The organism is Candidatus Krumholzibacteriota bacterium, from assembly GCA_034520215.1.
In the GTDB taxonomy this organism is placed as follows: Bacteria; Krumholzibacteriota; Krumholzibacteriia; order Krumholzibacteriales; family WJIX01; genus JAGHBT01.
Map to the genome: position 1 here is coordinate 1403610 of JAXHNR010000001.1, position 25542 is coordinate 1429151.

The following is a 25542-nucleotide window of genomic DNA, read 5'->3' on the forward strand; positions in this document are numbered from 1 at the left end:
TAATACCGTTCTACTTTGCTACCCCTATCTTGAAAATCGCTGAATTAGAACCCGCCGTAATTTTACATATATATACCCCGTTCCTTACTATATTCCCCCTTCCATTTCTTCCATCCCACGGAGTACTGTGATATATCTTATCTGTACTGCCTGTAGCTCCAACGCCGCCGGAAGCGATATCCTTAGACCACACAAGTTCACCTGTGTAGTCATATATCCTTATTTGCACATCTGAATTCTCAGTAAGGAAATAAGCGATTTGTGTTTCCTCGCTTCCAGCTCTGAAGGGGTTTGGATAGTTATGCGTGTATTCGGAGAAATTGCTGCTCATTATCGTAAACGGAGTATTAAAGAAATGTCCTGTTATTTCATCATCATCTCCGCTCCAGACTACACTGACGGGGGTGCTTTCTCCGCCTATAGATAATCTAACATCGTCATTACTGACAAGTTCAATTCTCATGCCGCCGGCCGGGGCGCCGCTCGCGATGTCAACTTCTAGAATTGCCGCGGCGCTGTCGGTCGAATTAATCGTAAAAGCGTGATCCACGATAACCGGTACGGGATTTACATCTGTTGCTCTCGTTGAATATTTAACCTCTCCGGCAACAAAACTTACGCTGTCAACTACCTGCGAAGGATTCTCGACATCCAGACCGTTCACGTCGCGAACAGTTACGAAAAGTGTGTCGAGTCCTACTGTGTAAGCCGACATGTTTCTAAAAGAAACCTTGAGCATAGGGACGTTACGTGCTCCCTGCGGTACCACGTGCGGCGGAATCGCGATTGTGTCATTCTTTGAAATATTACTCATCGAGACAATACCCGCGTCTGTTTTCACAGGAATTGATATTTCTCCTGTTCCAATTTGAGCGGCCTTGTCCGTATTGACGTCAATAGCGTAAGGTTCTCTGAAATGAACACGTATATTACCCGGAGGCGACATAGAAGAAGGAGCCTTTAAATTCCATGTTACAGGTTCTCCTATAGAAAATTGCCTTATACTGTCTCCGTCAACAAAGGTGTAACCGGGAGGAAGATCAACTTTCAAACTCGCTTCATCCGTGTTGACTCCCGCGCTTCCGCTATTTGCCACTTCAGCTTGAATATTAAACGGAAGGCTGACAGACAACTCCCCTTCAAGAGCCTGCTCGGGACCTGATATAAACGCGGACAAATCAATAACAGCGGCAGATTCAGTCTCAACCTCCAGAGAACTGACACAGCCGCTGAAGGAACTCCCCGAATTAATATCCTTCCCGCCGGTAGTCAATTCTATTTGCATCGGCTGCGGATCTTCATCAGGTGGCGCGGAAAGATTCCAGACAACAGATCTTTCAATTCCTTCTCCATTTCCGATATTACGCCTGAGATCTCCTTCCGCTGAATATCCGCCGGGGAGTAACAGCTCCAGCCACACTTCATCGGAATTAGACGAAGGTGTCGCAGAAGCCCTGACGGTGAAATCCTGATCCGTCGATAAGAGCCCATCCACAGCACCCGGAGGTGAATCAACAGCCAGACCGCAATTTTTAACCATTGCCTTTTCTTCAGTTAAAATAATAATACTATCATACGGTTCAGCGCGGAAAGCAGGCTTGTCAATGTTGACGTCAATAGGGACTGCGGTTATTCCAACACTCAGTGTATCAGAGGGATCGGGGATTGAAGGTGAAATCAGAGTCCATGTAATATCTTCATCCACAACAAATGACCTTGCAAGCGGTTCGCTGGCAGAATCCGCCAATGAAAAACCGTCGGGCAGAGTGATGCTTATTTCGCCTGAATTATCAACCTCAGCTTCCCCGTTGTTATTGACAGTAGCGTTGACAATAAAACTCTGTTCCGTTGAAATGGTATCATCAACCGCTCCCGCGGGAGATATTATTCCGATAGTCAAAGCAAGTTCAGCAGCGTTTTGTATTTCGATATTCTCAGCCGACTCTACTGCCTGAAGAGGAGATATCTCTTCGCCCGTACTGACAGAAACAGCCTTAACGATCGAAGCGGAAAGAACTTCAACTCCGGGATTTAAGGAGGCCGTAACGTTAAACACAAAAACGCCCTGTTCGGCTGTTCCGAGCTGAGGGCAGCTGTCCGCAGTGCTGATCAAGGAAGTCCCGTCAGTTACAAGCGCGACATCGATGCTGTCAAGATCATCTCCCCCGGTATTTTCAATCGTTGCCGTTATATTAAATTCCTGAGAAGTATTAACTATTGAAGTGTTCTGAACTCCCGTGTTGTTTGGAGCATCGCTGTCTATAGAAATAATCCTGAGCCCGGATGGTTCCCTGACAATTACCGCGGAATCACGGCTCACCTGAGTCTGCGAAGAATCCGGAATATTCTCATCTCTCCAACCCAGAGTACAGCTCACAGAAACGGTACCGGTATCAAGTCCGGTAGATGAAATCAGATACCGCAGAGAATCAGTCTGACCTTCCTGTAAAGTAAAACCGGAAGTGCCGGACGAAAAACCATCAGGAGCAATTACCAGATAATCTGTCAGTTGAATGGAGTTCTTATAAAATACGATATTACCACTGTCAGGCTGATCCAAGGTGACAGGCGCGCCGCCGTTATTATTAACAACCGCGGTCAAATTCCAGTCGGATGTCTGTCCGGCTGTTACAAACTCTTGTGAAGGAACTACTCTTTTTATAACGAGCTCCCCGGAACTTTGTATTTCAGCCGCGGCCGTGCTGTCAGTAGCGTTAGAGAATATAGTAATGTCACTCTGCCCGGAATTGGTATCAACAGCATATTCCAACGCGGCGTAGAAATTCTCACTGCCCACTGTGGAAGAAGCTCTGACATTGAAAGTATCTTGGGCAACATCACCGTAAGCGAGAGAACCAATATAATGGACAGGGTTTTCAATAAATGAAGATCCGTCGCTTGACAGAGAGACTCCGATGCTGTCAGCAGGCGCGCCTCCGTTGTTTTCAACCTCCAGCACTACTGGAAAATACTGATCAGAATTAACGAATGGAGATCGGGGGGCGGTATTCTTAAGTGAAAGAATTGATATATCAGCTGGAGTTTGTATCTCAATAATACCATAACCAGTGTGTTCAACGCCAGTGTCAAAGCTCAAAAAATGTGTTCTGTTATTCTCGAACACACCAACATGACTGTAAATTTCAATATTCTCGGAAACTGTCACCTCCGGAGAAGGGGTGACACCAAATACAAGATGCTTGGATTCTCCTCCGGCAAGAGACAGTCCTCCGCCGGAGAATTCTGAGGGCGGGGAAGGAACCGAAAGACTATAGTTACTGTATATATAAGTACTATCCATAGAAAGGGTTATATTAGCTTCACCCTGATTTTCAACAAGCAGATCAACTTCCCAGATAGATGTCTGTCCTGAAGTAATTGTATTCTGGCTGAGAGTTGTTCCGGTAACAGCAAGTATCGCGGGTTCCTGAACACTAACGTATCCTTCCCCTCCATTGAATGTGTCATCTGTTATGATATTCGCGCTGTTAACGTCACTCGCTGTTACATGACCGTCAATTACCGCTATACCCGTTGTCGTTCCTGTAATTGTAACACGGAACAGAAGTGTATCCACCTGATTACCCGCGAGAGTATCAGTTCCCGCTTTCTGAAGACTCCCGGGATTTATGACAGTGTATTCCCCCGTACAGTCACCTGACCCGGCTACATTAAAAGTTAGATAAGTGTTCGAAGCTGAAAGATCCATATCCAGTGACGCTTCACCGGTGTTGTGAACAACCATTCTGACTTCCCACTCAGGCTGCAGCGACGCCGTGACACTCTGAGGACTCTCTATACTTGTGATACTTAAGCGGGGAGCTGTTTCTACTTCGATATAATCGGAACCTGAAGAGATATCTGTTTCAAAATGATTTCCATTTTCTTCTCCCTCAAGATGTGCCGCAAGAGTGTAGGAACCCGGGGCTATGGCTGAATCGACTGTGCTGCTCTCAAAAATTAAAACAACACTTTCTCCTCCTGAAACTAAATGCTGAGACGCTGGCGAAAGATACGCCCTGAAACTATCACTATCCGCGTCAGCAAATGTTATGTAAGTACTCGAAGGATGAAGGTCAAGAGCAGAGGATTCACTATTGGGGCTGGCTACACCCAATTCAATTGAGATTTCTGTTCCCGCGCTTGCTGAAAGAGGAGATAAACTGGAGGATATATATTCCGGATTTGGCTGTAACTCGAACGTAACGGAATCAGAAGTTGTAACTTCTCCCGGGTAAGTATAAACGGCATTATCGCTGTTTATCTCTCTTCCCACAACAGATCCGGAAAGAAGCCGTTTGCCGGGAAGCACAGATCCCGTCGTTGTGACGACAAAACGCAGCACACCCGATTGGGAGGCCTTAAGAGTTACACCTCCACTTGACAGTTCATTTGGATAATCAAAAACAAACCCGCTTCCTCCCTGAACACTTACCGTGGAAGAATCATGGTCGGAAAGGTCAAGCATTACATCCGACCCTCCGGAATTCACTATATTCACGTCTATATACCAATCGTTAAGCTGACCTATTGTAACCGGATCCTGAGAGGCGTGGAATCCGGTAATTTCAAGTAAGGAGGGCAGCTGAATCAAAACATCTTCAGTAACTCCGGGATCACCCTGTACAGGGTAGATAACGCGGGAACTGTTAATCTCTCTCGCTGTTCCGGCGATATTGATAGTGCACGTTCCCTCAACGCTGCCAGTGGAATCTATCAGAAAATGGAGTGTATCAGTTGAATTACCATATAAAATTGTATCGCCGGATACAAAAGCGGAAGGTGAAACAACATTAAAATCATCCGATGTGGAGAATGTAAGATGTGTATCCGTAGAGTCAAAATCAAAAGCAAGGTCCGATTCTCCTTCGTTGACTAAGACAACATCAACAAACCAGTCTTTACTCTGATAAACAGTGGCTTCCTCTACCGAACTTGTTATGGCTGATACAACAGGTATCCCCGGAGTCTGTACAAGAAAATCGCCTTTTCCCCCATATTCAGTTGTACCAACAAGCTCGTTCTGACTATTGAGATCGGTGCCCCATATTGTAGCTTCTATGACCACCATACCAGTTGTCATTGAATTTGACGTATCATCCTCGAAACGAACTTGAAAACTATCAATCTGCCCGCCGCCGAGTTCTTCCGCTCCAGGATTAAAATCGATATAGGAGAGCAGGTATTCATCCGTTACAATACTGCTTCCCGAATATAATCTACACTGAACACTGTCAAGTCTCACAGCAGCTTCGCCATTATTCTGAACTTTTATACTCCCCGTCCAGTATGCCTGCTGATCTTTCGTTACCAGGTCTCGAGGTGTAACATCAATACTGTTAATAGCCAGCCTGGATGGTTCTTCGATTGTTATAGAAGTATCGGGATAAATATCATCAGTGAAAGGCAATCCGTTCTCATAACCCTCAACATGAATAACAGGGCTGTAATTTCCTGTGATCATATCCGTGGGAACGGCGGCGGACTCAAAATAAAGGGTATTATTTCCGGGGCTTAGAGTGTCTCCCTGCTGATCATTAAGAGAAGAAGTATAGTAAACAGAGCCATCATCGAATCTTATGTAAGTGCTTTCGCTGTTACATATAACATTCGCTCCGCCTGAATTAGACAGACCCGCGGTGAATGATACCCAGCTGTTTTTACTCACCGATACGGGTGTAAGAGAGGCGGGAAGATAGTCAAGTTCTGCCGGCAAAACAACATTTACAGAATCACCAAGGACAAAAGATGTATCAAAATCAGCTCCATTTTCCTCCCCGGACAGTGTTAACAGTACCGGATATTTTGCCACATCCATCGAGGAGGGTATCATGCCGGCAGTAAAATCAATATCTGTTACAGCCAGACCGGGCAGGGCTTCATCGACTTCCGGGTAAACCGTAAAAGATTCCGTTCCGTCAGAAAAAGAAAGGTTCGTATTATTTCTGTCGATAATAACCGCCGCTTGACCAGTGTTTTCAAGGGATATCGAAAAAGCGTGGCTTTGTCCCCTTGAGACCACTTCGGGTTGTATAGTTCCCGCTTGATAAGTGAATCTTGCGGCTGACTGAATAAGCCAGGTTCGAATATTCTCATCAGCGGAATAATCATAAACATCCATTCCGTCCGAAGTCGCGTGAACAGTGGCATCCACCGTATCTATTCCCACTGGAGAGCCGGGAAGAACACTAACTAATCTTGAATAGGTTTTGCTCATTCCGGACGAGATAGTGTCAACTAATGGAGGCTGCCAGTTATCAAGCAAACTGTAATCACCCGTACTGAATTTCAGCTGCAGTCCATTTACGAAAACATCAGAGCCTCCGCCGTTTTTAACTGTAACATCAACTTGGCTTGTATCACCTCTACTCAGAATAGTCTTATACAGTGTGATATCCTCTATTTCAACTATAGATACAGAAACAGAATTATACCCCGCGTCAAATTGTGTTGTGTATTCCGAAGAATATACATCATTACCCGTAACAGTAACCTTAGGTGTATATGTTCCCCCAAATAAACTGGATGGGACAGTGCTTTCGTTAAATACGAGTGTATCCGAAGAAAGTCCCGGGATAAAATAACTGGACCCCAGAGCCGCGCTGAACGTGCTTACACCATCTGAAAAGGAAATTCTACTTGAACCGTCAATATTCACTCCTGTGGGACTGACATTTTCTATCAGGCATTTAAATGCCGCGCTGCTGTCGGGAACGATAACTGCGGGAGCTAAATATCCTCCGTACTGACACTGGGGTTGCGGCGCGAAAACAAGGTTTGCCGAACCGGCGGCGCTTCCTTCAACGCTGTTGAAAGCAACCGTTACATCTCCGGGGGTTCCGGATGATCTGGTAAATACACTTATTCTCCCTGTTGATCCGGAAACTCTCTGTACCCCCGCAAGAGATGTATTCATATCATCGCTCGATATCAAACCGTCAGTTACAGAAACTGTTATTTGTGTTCCTTCCTGAACGATATTACCGAAGGTGTCCGTTATGGGATCAGTCGTTATAGCACTTGTGCTACGGGAATCAGCTGTAATAGTATCGGGTATTACTGAATATATACCTATAGTTCCGGAGGGTATATCAGGATCTATCGTCAACGTATCACTGAAGCTCAACGCCCCGCCTCCAAGTGTCCGCGCCGATAACACTACTCTCTCAGCGATATTATCATGAACAATAACAGTCGCTGAGCCGTCTGAAAGCACCAGGGTGTCATTAGAAAACAAAGCGGACCCGTCACTGCTGAGCTCAACTTGGGTAGTGTCATCTCCGTAAGCAATATTATCATTCATGTCAAAAGCAACTATTTCAACATCAAAATTATTTCCCGCCGTATGAGTGTAATTGCCTGTGGATATCTCGTAACGGGAAATATTTCCGGCAGTAGTTGATACATTGAAATCCGTTCTCTCTCTTGAAGGAGGATCTCCATCGAGAATAGTAGCCGCCACTCCGTTTGTACCCGCGTTAATATCTGTCACCAGACTGCATGCGGCTGTGCCTGTCGAATCCGATATGTCCAACCCGTCACCCGGATCACCGTTATCGTCTATCAGAACCGGTGTACCTCCAAGGTTAGTGGTGATAATGAAATGAACGATTTCACCGGGGACAATATTCAAATATTTATCCGTTACACTCACTTTTAATTCAATCGTGTCACCGGAGATTACACCTGTTGTATCACCATTTATTTTTGCTATATTATAGGCGGGGGCGGGACTGATTGTTAAATAGGAACCAAATGGACTTAGCACCTCGCCGGCAAGAGATTCAATCGAAATCCTGTTGTCTCCGGCTATTGTATCAACTGCGGTAAAAGATACCTCTCCTCCTGACAAAACCAGAGTATCCTGAGAAAAGAGCATGCCGGATGATTCCGCGACTGGAATAAGCTTTGTTGTATCGTCGGATACTATCAGGTTGTCATTATGATCATACGCTGACGCCTGACATGAAAATACCTGCCCCGCTTCAAAAGATGACCCCCCGACAACTAAATCAACATAAGATATCACATTATCCGCCACAGTGCTTATTTCGTAAACACGGGTTTCCAGCCCTTCCGGATAACCATCGAGTATAGCCGCCCTGACTCTGTTAAGACCGGCATACTCGCCTGTATAATAAGTTACAGAAGTTGTACCTGCGCTGTCAGTTGTCTCCTGGGCGGATTGGAGATTGCCGCCACCTTCAAGGACCGCGAAAGATACTGGTTCGCCGCCAACTCTATTGCCGTAAACATCCTCGACCGCTGAACGTATAATCACGGAATCACCGGCTGTTACGGATGTGGTATCGCCGGCAATTTCGATTATCTGATATGCCTGGGTGTGATCCACGTTTATAGTATCACTGCAGCGGACAATAGAGGAAACGGTGTCTGTTACTTCTATCTTTATGCGCTCCGCTTTTTTATAATTGATGTTATTAGTTGAAAATATTCCATTTACAATATTTCCGGCACTAATTGACAGTGTATCCCCCGCGGACTGACTTGTGTCAATGGCACTTACAGCTCTAATTTTTATATACCGCGAAGCTGTCGGAATAAAATTTTCAAAAGAATCTTCAGCCCTTACCTCAAAAGAAAAATCCTCACCTGCTATAACTGATTGGGAGGCATTGACTTGATATGAGGCTATAGTACTGTTAGCTGATACATCTACATTGAAAATAGTTGAAGTAAGCGTCGGAGCTATGGCGCTTAGGTCGATATTCCATTGACCTTTCTTTTCAGCCCTTCCATAAAGTGTTAATTCCCCATTTACTAAATCCCCTTCAGTAACTTCAGCTCCAAAATCTGAAAGACTAAATACAATCTCTCCTTCACTTTCCGGTGTTAATGATATATGACTGCTGTTATCCGGATCCAGATTACCATTACTGTCAACAGCTCTTATCATGAAAGAGAATGTCTCTCCCGCCTCTACCGGCTGAGGTGTAATATTTATTACATCAAGACTTGTCGCTCCACTTGCAACAGATGTAAAAGCAATATCTGAAACACTGTCGGCGGGGACCTCGGGATTATGATAAGCATCCATTGTATCTGCTAAACCTGCTGTCGCGGATGTGTTATAAAGAACTGAAATCGTTCCCGTACTGTCGGTTGTTCCGTAGCGGGTTGAGCTTCCCACAGAATAAGTAGGGTTTGAATTGGACCCGTCAAGTGATAAATTGCCGTCCGGATAATCTCTAATGTATAGATAAATATCCTTTCCAGTCACCAAATTGCTGTATTGATCTCTTAAGGTAGCCACAACACGTTCAGAACTGTTTACCGTTACATTTCCTCCGGGCGGCGCTATAGTAATCGCCGCGGGTATATCGTGATCTGTAGTAGCAGAAAAGGAAACCGTTGTAACAGAACCTGAAGATATTGACGCCCGCACTTGATCTGATTCGTATCCGCTTACAGTACCCAAAATCCAGGATTGGCATTCTGCCAAACCACTGCTGTTAGAATAAGAATTGTTCTGCAACCCTGAAGTCAGTGTATCTGTATCAATCTCTCCTCCGCCATCTGTTACTGAAAAGATAACCTCCGCGCCGTCAACGGGATTAGACCATTCATCCTCAACTCTTACAATGATAGGATTTTGGGCGGGATTACCAACAACTTCTCTCTGATTATTGCCGCTTTCTATAATTATTCTATCCTGCTGGGCATGACCGACAGACAATCCCGGACCAGTGGAAATCACGCCGCCCGACTCCGCTGTTATAATAATTGACTCTGCTTTATTATCTGTAAACAGAAGGGTTATCTCACCATTGTCAGTTGGCGAGAACCTGTAACTAAGTGTATCTGTATCTTCCGCTATTATTGTTCCTGTACCTGTTCCTATCCCCCATGATATTCTGTCGGCAAGGTCTGTTGTATTTGTATATATTTTTACGGTATCTTCAAAATTTCTTTTTAGATTATTATCAGCATCCCTAACTTCAAATGTTATATTTTCCCCGATACCGGCAGTTGCCTCCCCGTCGTGTAAAATAACAAATCTGCTTAGATCCCCGGGCTCAAATAACACCTCAAGAGTGTCTGTTAGATATAAACCGTCCACTGTCGCCCTTATCACCTTCTGCTCTGCTGCTGTGGATGTCATAATCCCAGCCGCGATACCGTCTGATCCGGTAGTATCTGCCGGCTGTGTAATATCATTGCCGGTTCCGGTTGACTCAAAGAGTACCGTACTTCCTGAGATCGGATTGTTATATTGGTCACGTACCACCACAGTAAGCGCAAGCTGATCTGTGCCGTTTGCGGTTACAACATTGGTATCACCGGAGAGTGAAGATGCCGCCAGGTCCGCAGCCCCGGGCTCAAATAACACCTCAAGAGTGTCTGTTAGATATAAACCGTCCACTGTCGCCCTTATCACCTTCTGCTCTGCTACAGTGGATGTCATAATTCCGGCCGCGATACCGTCTGAGCCGGTAGTATCTGCCGGCTGTGTAATATCATTGCCGGTTCCGGTTGACTCAAAGAGTACCGTGCTCCCTGAGATCGGATTGTTATATTGGTCACGTACCACCACAGTAAGCGCAAGCTGATCTGTGCCGTTTGCGGTTACAACATTGGTATCACCGGAGAGTGAAGATGCAGCCAGGTCCGCAGCCCCGGGCTCATATAAGACTTCCAGACTGTCTGTTAGATATAAACCGTCCACTGTCGCCCTTATCACCTTCTGCTCTGCTGCTGTGGATGTCATAATTCCGGCCGCGATACCGTCTGAGCCGGTAGTATCTGCCGGCTGTGTAATATCGTTACCGGTTCCGGTTGACTCAAAGAGTACCGTGCTCCCTGAGATCGGATTGTTATATTGGTCACGTACCACCACAGTAAGCGCAAGCTGATCTGTGCCGTTTGCGGTTACAACATTGGTATCACCGGAGAGTGAAGATGCCGCCAGGTCCGCAGCCCCGGGCTCAAATAACACCTCAAGAGTGTCTGTTAGATATAAACCGTCCACTGTCGCCCTTATCACCTTCTGCTCTGCTACAGTGGATGTCATAATTCCGGCCGCGATACCGTCTGAGCCGGTAGTATCTGCCGGCTGTGTAATATCATTGCCGGTTCCGGTTGACTCAAAGAGTACCGTGCTCCCTGAGATCGGATTGTTATATTGGTCACGTACCACCACAGTAAGCGCAAGCTGATCTGTGCCGTTTGCGGTTACAACATTGGTATCACCGGAGAGTGAAGATGCAGCCAGGTCCGCAGCCCCGGGCTCATATAAGACTTCCAGACTGTCTGTTAGATATAAACCGTCCACTGTCGCCCTTATCACCTTCTGCTCTGCTGCTGTGGATGTCATAATTCCGGCCGCGATACCGTCTGAGCCGGTAGTATCTGCCGGCTGTGTAATATCGTTACCGGTTCCGGTTGACTCAAAGAGTACCGTGCTCCCTGAGATCGGATTGTTATATTGGTCACGTACCACCACAGTAAGCGCAAGCTGATCTGTGCCGTTTGCGGTTACAACATTGGTATCACCGGAGAGTGAAGATGCCGCCAGGTCCGCAGCCCCGGGCTCATATAAGACTTCCAGACTGTCTGTTAGATATAAACCGTCCACTGTCGCCCTTATTACCTTCTGCTCTGCTGCTGTGGATGTCATAATCCCAGCCGCGATACCGTCTGAGCCGGTAGTATCTGCCGGCTGTGTAATATCGTTGCCGGTTCCGGTTGACTCAAAGAGCACCGTGCTCCCTGAGATCGGATTGTTATATTGGTCACGCACCACCACAGTAAGCGCAAGCTGATCTGTGCCGTTTGCGGTTACAACATTGGTATCACCGGAGAGTGAAGATGCAGCCAGGTCCGCAGCCCCGGGCTCATATAAGACTTCCAGACTGTCTGTTAGATATAAACCGTCCACTGTCGCCCTTATCACCTTCTGCTCTGCTGCTGTGGATGTCATAATTCCGGCCGCGATACCGTCTGAGCCGGTAGTATCTGCCGGCTGTGTAATATCATTGCCGGTTCCGGTTGACTCAAAGAGTACCGTACTTCCTGAGATCGGATTGTTATATTGGTCACGTACCACCACAGTAAGCGCAAGCTGATCTGTGCCGTTTGCGGTTACAACATTGGTATCACCGGAGAGTGAAGATGCCGCCAGGTCCGCAGCCCCGGGCTCATATAAGACTTCCAGACTGTCTGTTAGATATAAACCGTCCACTGTCGCCCTTATTACCTTCTGCTCTGCTACAGTGGATGTCATAATTCCGGCCGCGATACCGTCTGAGCCGGTAGTATCTGCCGGCTGTGTAATATCGTTGCCGGTTCCGGTTGACTCAAAGAGTACCGTGCTCCCTGAGATCGGATTGTTATACTCGTCACGTACCACCACAGTAAGCGCAAGCTGATCTGTGCCGTTTGCGGTTAACGTGTCATTTCCGGATGAAATACTAGAAGAGTCGGAGTTAAACGCGGCATTGTTAACATATACATTAGTATTTGTTTGATTCAAATCAGGTGGACTGCTGTCATCATCGAACACAAGCAGATAACCCAAGTTCATCTCCATATTCGTGTTCATATAATCCACTTCTTTTGAGCTGTTTCCGCTCGGAATAACTGTCCCTAATATCGAAGTGGAATGATCATAAATCTCGTAGAAGTCTCCGCCTGCTTTTATTAAGTCAATAGTCTGATCAGATGAAAGCGGACTTTCGTTGCCGAATGTATCTTCAACTGAGATTATGAATCTTGCATAATCGCCTGCCGTTATCGTAGTATCACGGGGCGTTATTTCTATATTTAAAGGAGAACCCGGATTAACTGTAACCTGCTGCTGAGCGTCAGTCCAGGATTGTCCCTGAGCTGACGCTGTAATATCAGGGGTTCCCACTGTAATATCTCTGTAATAGAACGAGGTTGTATCTTCACCGGATAAAATTGTAACACTTGAAGTATCACTGAACCCGCCGCCTCCTGAAATAGAGAATTCCCCATCTGAAGAAGTGGAAGAAAGATTCACAACCTGATCTGAAGACACTGAACTCGGATTATTATATTGATCTACTGTTTGGATTCTTATTTTATCAGTTATATCACCGGCAATCACGCTTGTCTCAGGTGTAGTAAAGATTATACTATCAATCTCATCCGGCGTGGTATTTAATACCGGCGAAGAGGAAATAGCTACTGGAGAACTGCCTGAAGGATCAGAACTCACTGTAAACTCAATGCCTGACTCTACGGAATTCTGTGCTGCAGCCTGCCCGGAACTTAATTCTGTGCTGTCCCCGTATACTATAGCGACAGTATCCGCTGTTGTAAGTGAATCGATTGATATTACTATTACACTCGAGGCAATACTGATTGGGTCAGCGGCCAGGATCCCTTCACTCGACACGGTTACATATCCGGATGAGGAACTGTCAGAAGACTGAGGAACTGTCCACCCCGCCGGTATAGAAAGAGATACTTCTCCATTTGAAAAATTCTCAGATGCAATATAGGTAATTGTCCATTCTCCCGAACTACCTACAGTCACATCGTCGGCGGGAGTTATCGTCGCTGTACCGCTTCCCGAAGCAGCATTTAAAATTTCCGCTGAAGATAAAATTAAACCGATAAAAATAAACAGCAGTAATTTGCTTCGCCGGCAGAGATTCGCAATAAAATTATTCAATTTAATATTCATCATCCTTACTATAACTGGCAATTGTTATGCCAGTTAGCCGGACAAATACGGAGTAAAAAAGCTCTAATCCGTACATTGCTATTAAGGTAAAACAGCAAAATTACATCTAGAAACAAAACTTGTAGCAAATCCAACTTAATCTATTGCTAAGTAATAGTATACAACATAAATAACAAACTCAACTCATTCAGCCCACCTGTATAATTTATGTAACTGAAACCTGGTATTATTAGTAACTAGCCTCACATTTCAACCAAGATTACTACAAAAGTGGTCAGAATGCAACAAGGCAAACTATGACAATTTATCATAGTGTAATAAAATATGTGATTTTGATGAAAAAAAGAAAAGGATAAATTTTTCTAAACAAAATCATTTTAACATAATATATTATTTAAGAAAACAATACGGGATAACCTGAAGCTGATTTCTTAGTGGTTATATAAGAATATTAATATTTCTTAGGTAAAAAATTATCTACTCTTCTAATTTTTTCGGGACAATTACAACAGAATTAACTTCCCCAAAGCCATCATCGACAGTCTTCAGATTTCCCGGATCAGGAATCCATTTTTCTCCGTCAATAACAAACTTGTATTCATACCTTCCGGGAGATAAAGGTATAGTAATTTCCCATAAACCTTTTTCATCGGTTAGCGAGAGTAAATCAACTGATTTTGACCAGTTGTTAAAACTGCCCGCAATAGCAATCTCCTTAGCTTCGGTTGAATAAACAGAGAATCTTATCCCGCTGCCAACCACCTCAGGCCCGGCAGAAGGCAAAATATCCCTACCGCCAAATCCCGGAAATCTACCGCATCCGATTAAAATAAAAATTATAAGGAACGGCAACTTATCACACATATTTCTTAATAATCTCATAATTACGGCACTATAAGGAGATTTGCCTTCCCTCCTTTTCCATCATTCACAATTCTCGGATTATTACTGTCCAATAACCAAACAGATTCATTGATCAAAAACCTGTATTTATACCGGCCCCTTTCAAGTTCAACGGTCCTTTCCCAGCATGAGACTGAATCATTTCTTGTCATCAATCCTACGAAAACCTCTCCCTCGTCGGCATCCCCTTCCGACCAGTTATTCCAATCCCCGGCGACCTGGACTACTTCAGCAGCTTGGTTTTTCAAACGAAAGGTTACACTATTGTTATCTACCACGGGGGATTCTATAGATTTTCCCAAATACCTCTCGCATGACAATAATAACATACCCGATATAGATATAACCAATGCTATTCTGTTCATGATTTCCTTATATCAGAAAACAAGTTTTGTTTCAAAAGAAATCATCCAACTGGATGACATCTCCTCTTCGGCGTTGCCCAGACCGTCTATTAATTCATTCTGATTCAACGGTGAAAGTTCTCTGAAAACTCCTTTATCTTCAAGAAATCTTTCCCGCCCGTTATATGAAATATTATAATACCATTTATCAAAAATATACGGATTCAACCCGACACCAATCATACACCAAGAAGATTCATTGAATTTCTTTCTCAGCGCCAGAAAGGGATCAATAAATATGTTTTTACCGCTCCATTTTCTGTGATTATAGGAAACACCTCTTAAATCAGCAAATATGTCTATATTCTTTAAAATTGGATTTTTATCAGCCAATTCAAAGGGTAAAAACGGATACAGAGGAATCGAATGCGTTATTTTCATCTCTATTACTCTGTTTAAGATATCACCGCTCTCACACATAAAGAGTAAAGATATATCAGTTCCTCTTGAATTTGGATATGTTTTATTTTCATAACCCGCTTTGCTTAAGTCCAGACGCGCTTTGTATATCCCGGGTGAATTCAAAAACAGGAGGCTGCTCGAGTCAACTCTATCACCGTCAAGCCAGAAGTTGTTACTCTGAAACCAGAAATAATTTGCCTTAAGATTTGAGAAAAATTCTGCCATACCGTTTACACCCAAATAAAACCTTCCCAATGTCATATCTGCGTCAAACCCCAGTGACTGCGCCGCCCCTCCTTGAATTTCCGCAAAATCTTCAGAACTGCCTTCTCTCCTCTGGTATGAATAGAATAAATCGAGTTCAGCGTTGCTGAATTTTCTCCTGATACCAGCATACATCTTCCAACCTGATTCTCCCCGGCTATCATCCATATAACAATCCCCGACAGATTCAGAAAAATTTTCAAGCTGAGACAGACGGGTACTTCCATGTAAGTATTCCAGTTCAACCAACATACTGTCGCGAAGGTTAAATGAACACCAACCTCCATTGATATTTACCAGTTCGCTGCCTCCCAGAAAGCAATCACTCTCATTTGCTGAAAAATACCATTTCGCGTAATTCTTATTATGGCGGAAAAGATAATTTAAATTTATACCCCCTACTTTCCCCTTTAAAATCGCGGCAATAATGTCGGAATCACTCAAATCTCTTTCAGCATATTGCATTTGATCGTTAAATACTATATCGTTTCTCTCTCTTGTAGAATAACTGCTGTAGCCGTTAGTTCTTCCAGCGTAAAAGACTCTGCCCGAAAATTGTTCCGCGATATTGACACCCGCGTCTATGCCCCGGCAAAACAATCCAAGAGGATAATTATAGGGACCTACCGAGCCGATAAGTCTGAGGGGATCATCGAAAGCCAATTCGCCCATTCTGTAAAAGGCCCTCATCTTCCAGCTACCTTTATCACTTAATGCTTCGGAACGTAAAAGTACCGGCCCAATGGCGTCAGAGTCTGTTCTTCTGCTATCGGTAAGTATCGCCGATGAAATCCTCAATCTTGTGTCTTCCTCAATACTTCCTTCCAACGCTCCCTTTACGGAGATTGAATAATCGTCTTTATCATAAACGGCGATAACCTCGGATGACAAATCAGTTTCAAGCAAATCTTTTTTATTAGTAATCCCGGACTTTCTGAAATATCTAATTCTGTACTTTCCATTATCTTCACTGAAGTAAAAACATGAATTCCCATCTTTATCCTCGCACGGATTATCAGTGTCAGCCCTTGTTTCTCCATTAACTACATACATATACTTGTGTTTACCCGGCAACAAAAACAATCTGATTTCATAACGGTCATTTTCCCAAACCATTTTATCCATCGTGGGATTCCAGTTGTTGAAATCACCCACGAGATAAACTGAAGCCCCTTTGGGAATTGATAAACTGAATATTATCTGCTCACCGTCAAGAGAAACGGCTCCATCGGCGGGAGATATAGCTAGAGCGAGAACACCAACAAAGATTATTATCATTCGGCCGAAATCAGTATTCAATCTCTTATACCCCCAAGCCATATTCTTGTAAAGAAGCAGATTTGTCTGTTTTCTTCAGAGAGACTCGGATTCCATTCCTGATTCAGGGAAATCGCTTTAAAGTACGGGTTGAAAGAGCCAAAAGAAGCACTGAATAGAAATCTAAGCGACGGACGATATTCAATGGACATACTGTACCTGCTCTTTGCTGACCTGTGCAGATATAGTGAATTTCGTAACATCCATGAATCTGATATATTTACCCATCCGTCCGAAAGAAAGGAGATCTTGTTTTCGCCGCCGCAGTCATCTACACGAAATGTAGTTAGAAGCCGGCTGAAATTATTATCGTCTTCTAATGTTATAATATATGAAGACCTTTTCCCTTCCCTTAAAAGAAGATTTCCGCCTAAAGTAACCCCTTGCCTAAAACGCAGGCGGAGAGTGTTTCTGAGATATTTATATCTTTCATTAAGATCATAAGTATAAATATCCCCTCCTTTTACTCTGAAGGAGGCCGCGAGCCGGGGATGACGCCACAAGCAAAGCAAATAACTCTCGATTAGTGAATTCTGAATTTCTCCTTCAGGGTTGCTGTAATCAACTCCGTAGTATCTATATGCGGGAACCAACATGATAGAACCGTAAGAAGGATTTTTCCACCTAGCCCCCTGTAATTCCATGGAAAAAATTGAATTATCGGGGAACATTCCGCTAACCCCATACTTGCCAAATTGTTTCAAATCCAAAGCCGTAAAAGATTTTCTGTTCAGGTCCATAAAAGAACTATTAATTCTCTCAGAAAACTCAGCTATCACTCTTACTCCCGAAAAAGCCAGCTCGTTGCTGAAACCAAAAGTTACCGCATTCCCCGACTGAATTGACTGTATCTCTGAGACAGAAATACCAAAATGAATAATATCTCTCCATTTAAGATTAGTTTGTAAATGACGGAAACTCCCAGCGGGGTCATTGAAATCAGGCAAACCGCCATTTGAATATTCAGGATTAATTTCTGATATTCTAACTTCCTTATAAGATATATCAAACCATCCGCCCGTATCAATACCGACATCTATCCCCGCTGCGTTTTTTGCCAGATAAGGAGAATCATTTGAAATATAAGGCAATAACAACATGCCCGAATTATAAACCCTCTCTCTAAGATAAGCCTTAAGCGAAAGTTTATTAGAGAACAAATCCAACCCGACATGCCCCTGCTTAAGATAGAATAAATTAGTATAATCGGAAGATCCGGCATCATACCTTCCAGTTGAGCATTTGACGAATATATCAAAGGGATCAATATTATTAGCTTTCGCCATAAGAACAATTTCGTCGTTCGAATGAGAATGTTCGTTCCAGGAGAAAGGGCTCGAGTTCCTGTAAAGTTCAATCTTATTTCTACCAACAGCAGACCAATCTAAATATGATGTTAAACCTGACGAAGAAGCCGAGATGTGCGAATAGGAAAAGATTGGAGAAATTGAAAAAAGACAGGTAATAATCAAATATTGGTATATTTTACCGAGAAAGGGGAAGCGTCTTATTATCTTGAACTCTTTATCCATATTAAATTGCCGTAATTATTTAAAAAAAGTGGCGGGGAATCTGCCGGGCTCCAGCTCTAATGAGACCCTTCCTTGAATGTTCCCTTTGTTATTTCGGAAAAAAGCGACCGAAGAACGGATAAAATTCCATCTCAGTCTCACGCCGCCGGATATGAATCCCTCGGAAAAACCGGCCATAAGCTCCAGCGGCGCGCCTGTTTCCAGGCAAAAACCATAATGGTTAATTAGATGACTGCCCCTGTATTCTCCTTCCCAGGATACAAGAAGCTTTTCTTTGAGATATAACGTGGCCCCAAACCAGCTTCCCCTTTCGCTGAGAACATCAGAATCATAATCCAGTTTATTACGTTCCCGTAACCCTGCAGCTGTATATCTGAAAGAAACAGGCGGTACGGGTCTTATTATTATTCCAATATCACCCGTTATATCTGAGTCAGACACTCTGGTTTCGTTACAGGAAGAACAGCCGGAATAAATATCGAAAATGAATCGATCTATTCTTAAAGTTGCTCCAATTTCTAAATAAGTACTTGGAGTGCCGCTGAATAATTTTTTCGAAATTCCAGCGGCTACAGATTCAGCTGCTTCGTTTAGCTTATTTCTTCTGCGATAAAACGAAAATCCCATTTCCATCTCTTTGAGAGGATAAACAAATGCCCCCTTCATTCCGCTTATGTGATTGCCGGTATAATCAAAATAAAAAAGGGGGACATCTATATTCGAAACAGCCGCGGGATTAAGAAAAATCACAGACGCGTCATTATTAAATGATTCACGCGTTCCACCCATTGACTCTGATCTTGTGGTGCGTATGATATAAGCTGATGCTGATCTTGAACAAACAGAAACACAAACAGCAAAAACAGCAACCAGCAGATATCTACCGCCGAAATCGCTAAATCTTTCGAGCTTCATCCAACCGCTTTAAACCTTCTAGTAAAAGATGATCCAATTTGACATCTATGAGTATATCTTCATTTTCAGTCTTCGCGTCTGCCAAAAAGATAAATTGCCCCTCGACCCATTCCAAAACCATGTAAACCACTCTCTTTATCTGTTCTTGTATAACAGAAACAAGCACATTTTGATCTATATCCTCATTTTCTATAAGAACATCCCCAACCCTCTTATCGACATCATCTCTCCGGCTCTCTTGAAGGGCTTGCTCCAACTGGTCTTCACTTATTAATTCCTTTTCAATAAGTATCTCTCCAACCCGCTTGTTACCCGTATCGATCTTAGCGTAAGTAAGTTGTCCCGTCTCAAAATACAAAGTCGCCACGTTGTGGGCTGTAATCAATTTCAATCTGCCAGTAAGATTGGCAATATTTATCATCTGAAATATAATAGACGGCTCAAGAACTTTGAGGTCTCCGCCAAAATCCATCAACAACCTCCTGAAATAACAGAACGTTCACTCTTATTAAATATAGCGTTTATACCTATAGACGTCTGAGACACAATAACGGCAATAAATGATAATCCCAGAACCAGAATCAGTGAATCCTTGACATTTTCTTCCAATACAAATCGCGGAAAGAGTTTTTGTAACACGAGAATAACTACTCCGAGAAACTGAATTACACCCACAATCTTCCCTGTTATTGTGGCTCTGAGAACAGGCCTTTTGTCATAATAATACAGCAAAATCAGACCTGTGAAAAACTCAAAATATCTGAATGTCAATAGAATAAAAAGCCACAGGGGAATTTCAGACTCTATCAGTAAAAACAGATATACCGACTCTGTCGATAAGATATCCCCTATCGGATCCAGCATCAAACCCATCCTTGTTTCCTGAGAATATCTTCTCGCGATATACCCATCGGCGATATCGGTAAAAGCAGCCAGGAAATATAATGCAAGTGCCACATATAAATAGTCCCTGAAAAAAAACACGAACATGGGAACAACAGAAATAATACGCACACTAGTCAGTATGTTGGCCGCTTTGAAAGATTTCTTTCTCTTACCTTTATCATCACACACAAAGCGAAGGTTGAATAGTATAACTAAAGTATAAATAAATATCGCGGGGATAGTCCATAACAGGAGATCTTTATACAATCCCATGTCGATACGCATAAAAACAGCTCCGGAGACGATTGTAAATATCAAGGCCGTTGACATCATGGTTTTAATTACAGACATTCTCAGAATGGGAGAATTTTTAAACGCCATCCAGGATATTCCAGGCAATTTTAAGAGCTTATCGATTCGCTTTTCACCTTTGATAAAATCTCCTTTTGTCAAAACCCCTTATTCATTCAGAGCCGCCTTCGCGGCGGCAAGTATGGCGATCGGTACTCTAAAAGGTGAGCAGCTTACATAATCGAAGCCATTATTACCGCAAAAGAGTACAGAAGACGGATCTCCGCCGTGTTCACCGCATATACCTATTTTCAGATCACCTTTTACATTACGTCCTTTTTCAACGGCAATCTTTATGAGCTCGCCTACTCCCTCAATATCCAGTTTCTGGAAAGGATCGGCGGGCCATATTTCCTTATTAATATAATCATTCATAAACTTACCTGAGTCATCGCGGCTTACTCCAAATACTGTTTGAGTAAGGTCATTCGTCCCGAAAGAGAAAAATTCCGCCTTTTCGGCTATTCTATCCGCGGTCAATGCCGCTCTTGGAATTTCGATCATAGTTCCCACAAGATAATCGACCTTCACGCCCGTGGATTCCTGTACCTCAGAAGCTGTAGATCTTACGAGCTCCTCCTGCATCACAAATTCCTCTACCGATCCTACAAGGGGAATCATTATCTCAGGTACCGGGTTTGATCCTTCTCCTGAGAGTTCGCAGGCAGCTTCGAAAATAGCTCTTACCTGCATCCGGGTTATCTCCGGATATACAATTCCAAGTCGACATCCTCTGTGACCAAGCATAGGATTTGACTCCTTGAGAGAGGCAATTTTTTCGCGGAGTTTATCCTCATTTACTACCATAGCCGAGGCCAGCTGGGATATTTCATTGTCTTCATGAGGAAGAAACTCGTGTAGAGGAGGATCGAGGGTTCTAATCGTCACAGGCCTGCCGTCCATAGCTTCAAAGATCCCCCGAAAATCATCTCTCTGCATTGGAAGAAGTTTTGAAAGAGCTTTCTCTCTTCCCTCAATATCGGACGCTAAAATCATTTCTCTTACAGCATCTATTCTGTTTCCCTCGAAGAACATATGTTCTGTTCTGCACAACCCAATACCTTCAACGCCAAAAGAAACAGCCGTAGAGGCCTGATCGGGCCTGTCGGCATTTGCCCTTACTCCGAGTTTTTTAATTTTCCCGGCCCACGACATAAGTTCTTCGTAATATGAATAAACTTCCGATTCCTCCCCGCTCATCGCACCCTCGATTACACGAATAACATCCGAGGGAGTTGTACTTACATTTCCCGATATCACTTCTCCGGTCGTGCCGTCTATTGAAATAAATTCCAGTTCCTTTATCAAGGTATCACCTGCTCTGATAACCCGATCTTTGTAGTTAATATTCAAATCTTTAGCGCCGGCAACACACACTTTCCCCATCTGCCTCGCCACAAGAGCCGCGTGAGAAGTAGCTCCGCCGGCGGAAGTGAGAATACCTTCGGCAACGCTCATACCTCGAATATCCTCCGGGCTTGTTTCCACTCTCACAAGTATGACTTTTTCACCTTCTTCCGCTTTTTTTTCAGCGTCATAAGCTGAGAAAACGACTCTTCCGGATGCAGCCCCCGGACCGGCATTTATCCCTCTGGCAACAAGACGTCCTTCATCTATCGCTTTCTGCTTTTCCTGAGTATCAAAGACCGGTCTTAGATATTGGTTTAACTGCTCCGGTTCCAATCTGGAAATTGCTGTCTCTTTTGAAATAATCCCATCCCTCACAAGGTCAACGGCAATTCTTATAGCTGCAAAGCCGGTCCTCTTACCCGTCCGTGTCTGAAGTATCCATAGTTTTTTATTCTGTATCGTAAATTCTAGATCCTGCATATCCCTGTAATGTTTCTCAAGGCGGTTCCTTACATCAAGAAGCTGATCATAGACATCTTTCATTTCTTCTTCGAGTGAAGGAATATCGGCATCTCCCTTCTGTTGAATATTTATTGGATGAGGCGTTCTTATACCGGCAACGACATCTTCCCCCTGAGCATTCATAAGATATTCACCGTAAAAATTATTCTCCCCCGTCGCGGGATTTCTTGTAAAAGCAACGCCCGTTCCCGAATCTAACCCAAGATTTCCAAATACCATAGCTTGAACGTTGACCGCCGTACCCCAATTATGAGGAATTCCGTTTAGCTTTCTATAGGCAATAGCCCTTTCATTATTCCAGGAATTAAAAACAGCTCCAATCGCCCGCCAGAGTTGTTCTTCAGGATCATCAGGAAAATCAAGATCTTTTTTATCTTTGATTAGTTGTTTATACTCTGAAACAAGATCTTTCAAGTCATCGACATCCAGGTCAATATCGTTGTCTATCTTCCTCTCTTTCTTCTTCTTAATAAGAATCTCTTCAAAGGGATCAATATCATCCCTTTCCTCGGGTTTCATTGCCAGAACTACATCACCGTACATCTGAATAAACCTGCGGTAACAATCCCAGGCGAAACGCTCATCTCCGGATTTTTCAGCAACACCTTTTACCGTTTCTGAGTTTAGACCGAGATTTAAAACTGTGTCCATCATTCCCGGCATACTTATACGCGCGCCGGAACGGATAGAAAGAAGGAGCGGATTGGCAGGATCACCGAATTCTGATCCCATTTCTTCTTCAATCTTCCTCAACTGCTTGGTAACCATCTCCTTTAAACCTTTAGGATATTCACCATTATTTTCGTAGAAGTCGATGCATACCTTTGTTGAAATTGTAAATCCAGGCGGTACCGGGATACCTAAATTAGCCATTTCAGCGAGATTTGCCCCCTTACCTCCCAGCAAATTACCCATTTTGGAGTTGCCTTCGGCTTTACCGCTTCCAAAATAATATACCAGTTTTTCTTTATCCATTCTTCCCTCCACTTGCAAAACACAGACATATAACTTCGATAATATTTATTACACGGTATTTATCTTATGATACTAATCTTACAAGGAGAATTACAACATAAATTGAATAATTTGCTCAAATAAAATAATAAACCTAATTATTAAAAAGCAAGCATTGCTCTAACTCATGCTGCCGTTACTTTTGAATTGGGATAATTATAAAACGATATTAATATGTTATTACTAATAAGCTTAACAGTTGGAGGCTAAAATTATAGTATTGGAGTTTCCCCGGAAATTGAACAGGAAACTGAATAACAGCAAATTAATAAATAAATTAGCGTAATGGACGAGTGGAATCAGTATTATGGATACCATACGACAGTTGATTGAATTTGTCAAAACCCTCGCCGAGTGGTGAGCGGGCAAGGATTTCTGACCCCGCAGGGACAGAAAGAGCGAACCCGAGGCAGGAGAGCCAGCGATTTCCTTGGCCGGCGAGGAATCGACAGCGGTTTTGACAAAATCAATCAACTGGAAGCTGTCCAAATTGGGTTACTACTCGATTTGAATTAAAATTGGGGAAAGTCCTGAAATTATAGTAAGAGTGCGCCGCAAAATAAAAATACTTATAATATAAAGAAGGGCATTAACTGATAGAGAAAGTCTTTTTAGTCCATTTCAGAACTACCTGATAACTATGACCTTGCCGTAAGTATCGTCGCCGTTGGTGTCTTCGCATCTATATATAAAAACTCCTGAAGTAACCTGCCGCCCTTCCATATTTTCCCCATTCCACTTGATTATACCCTCACTTCCATCAGAGCTGTCGTTGACTGCTTTCCAAACAAGATCACCTGAAATAGTAAATATTCTCAATTTGGCTTGAGGGGGAATATTAAAAAATTTAACGTAATCCCCGTCTTCATAATTATGATAATATGGTGTTGTTTGAGCCGATGAACCCGTTCTGAATGGATTCGGCACAGCATAAATATCGTCCATAACGCCTGTGTGCGGAGAACCTACCCATATTGCTTCCATAACATCAGAGCATGGGATCGAGTCATTATCACAGACAAAATTATCTGACACGGAATCCTTAGAACTTCCCCTGTAAAATCCCCTGTCGTAACTTGTAACACTGTAGAAGTACTTAAATCCCGGAAACACATTCTTATCCAACCACTCATAATATACCAGTTTATTACCTCCCAGGCTGTCAACTCTGGGATAGGCCATTTCATCACCGCGGTCGGTGAAATACTCCCAGGTTTCTAATCTTTTGTGAGGTATGTCATCGATTCTGTTAATTTTTGAATAAAGGTAATATTCCTCTTTAGATATCTCGGCAATAGCAATCATGTCAGTCTGGGAGGGATAATCGTCGGAATCTTTGTTTTGGACTCCTTTCCTCCAGACATGGAACCCCTCAAATGTCTGCAGGTCGACAGAGAAATAAGCGCTTGTTCCATTCGAGGTTGTATCCACATAACCATCTTTAAAATAAACGCTCAATCCAAGATCTTTCTGATTGCCTGTTTCTCTGCTCATAAGAATAAGTGGAATTGTATCACCGTATTGCCCGAAGTTTCCTATATTGATTCTCTGTTGATAAGTTTCGTATTTAACTTGATGCCTTCTCAACAAATCATTATAAACCCAGAATTTATCGGTAAATTCAATAATTATATTAATCGTACCGCTTCCGCCGTCGGCGGCGCTTGCAACATGATAAATTCCTTTTTCCGACAGAGAAATATTTAGTCCCCTGTCGATAAATCCTTTGTAATCTCCGGTAAATTCAATTTCAACACCATCTGTTTCGTGCTTATAATTCCAATTATCATAAAATTTAGTGCCAACTTCTGTCGTAATTGAATCGGGAGCGGGATACCAGCGTATTCTCACATTTTTCCCGTCATTTTTAACGGTAATTGAGTCTGGTTTTACCGGTTTCAGTATAACTTCTTCTCCAACAGCAGGCGTAATCGGATTAACCAGAAAAAATAATATTAAATTTACGAATATGTAACTTTTTGAAATTGCTTTAAACCTCACTATCCCTCCT

The 25542-nt window shown here is 43.3% G+C and carries 10 protein-coding genes; all 10 read right to left on the minus strand.

Annotated features, from left to right (window positions below):
• Nucleotides 1–10 precede the first annotated feature (10 nt).
• Nucleotides 11–13675, minus strand: a complete 13665-nt coding sequence (locus U5O15_06035) for an Ig-like domain-containing protein (GenBank protein MDZ7860211.1) — start codon at nt 13673–13675, stop codon at nt 11–13.
• 474 nt (nt 13676–14149) lie between these two features.
• Entirely contained in the window at nt 14150–14554 is a 405-nt protein-coding gene (locus tag U5O15_06040; GenBank protein ID MDZ7860212.1) for a glycogen-binding domain-containing protein, read from the minus strand.
• A 2-nt stretch (nt 14555–14556) separates the two neighbouring features.
• Nucleotides 14557–14940: a glycogen-binding domain-containing protein gene (locus U5O15_06045; GenBank protein MDZ7860213.1), complete on the minus strand. Its 384-nt coding sequence runs from the start codon at nt 14938–14940 to the stop codon at nt 14557–14559.
• A gap of 12 nt (nt 14941–14952) precedes the next feature.
• Nucleotides 14953–16944 (minus strand): glycogen-binding domain-containing protein, encoded by a 1992-nt coding sequence (locus tag U5O15_06050; protein ID MDZ7860214.1) that lies wholly within the window; start codon nt 16942–16944, stop codon nt 14953–14955.
• On the minus strand, nt 16941–18494 hold the full coding sequence (locus tag U5O15_06055) for a hypothetical protein (protein MDZ7860215.1): 1554 nt from the start codon (nt 18492–18494) through the stop codon (nt 16941–16943). Before U5O15_06055 ends, U5O15_06050 begins: the two co-directional genes overlap by 4 nt.
• 15 nt (nt 18495–18509) lie before the next feature.
• Complete coding sequence (locus tag U5O15_06060; protein MDZ7860216.1) at nt 18510–19409, minus strand: hypothetical protein; 900 nt, start codon at nt 19407–19409, stop codon at nt 18510–18512.
• Nucleotides 19390–19881: a DUF4388 domain-containing protein gene (locus U5O15_06065; GenBank protein MDZ7860217.1), complete on the minus strand. Its 492-nt coding sequence runs from the start codon at nt 19879–19881 to the stop codon at nt 19390–19392. The genes U5O15_06060 and U5O15_06065 overlap by 20 nt, the downstream gene beginning before the upstream one ends.
• Nucleotides 19881–20675 carry a CDP-alcohol phosphatidyltransferase family protein gene (locus tag U5O15_06070; protein ID MDZ7860218.1) on the minus strand — a complete coding sequence of 265 codons (795 nt, stop codon included), beginning with the start codon at nt 20673–20675 and terminating at the stop codon, nt 19881–19883. The genes U5O15_06065 and U5O15_06070 overlap by 1 nt, the downstream gene beginning before the upstream one ends.
• Nucleotides 20676–20753: 78 nt before the next feature.
• The gene (ppdK, locus tag U5O15_06075) at nt 20754–23492 is read right to left on the minus strand and encodes a pyruvate, phosphate dikinase (GenBank protein ID MDZ7860219.1); all 2739 of its coding nucleotides are present in this window, start codon (nt 23490–23492) and stop codon (nt 20754–20756) included.
• Nucleotides 23493–24158: 666 nt separating this feature from the next.
• Nucleotides 24159–25532 carry a hypothetical protein gene (locus tag U5O15_06080; protein MDZ7860220.1) on the minus strand — a complete coding sequence of 458 codons (1374 nt, stop codon included), beginning with the start codon at nt 25530–25532 and terminating at the stop codon, nt 24159–24161.
• Nucleotides 25533–25542: the final 10 nt, after the last annotated feature.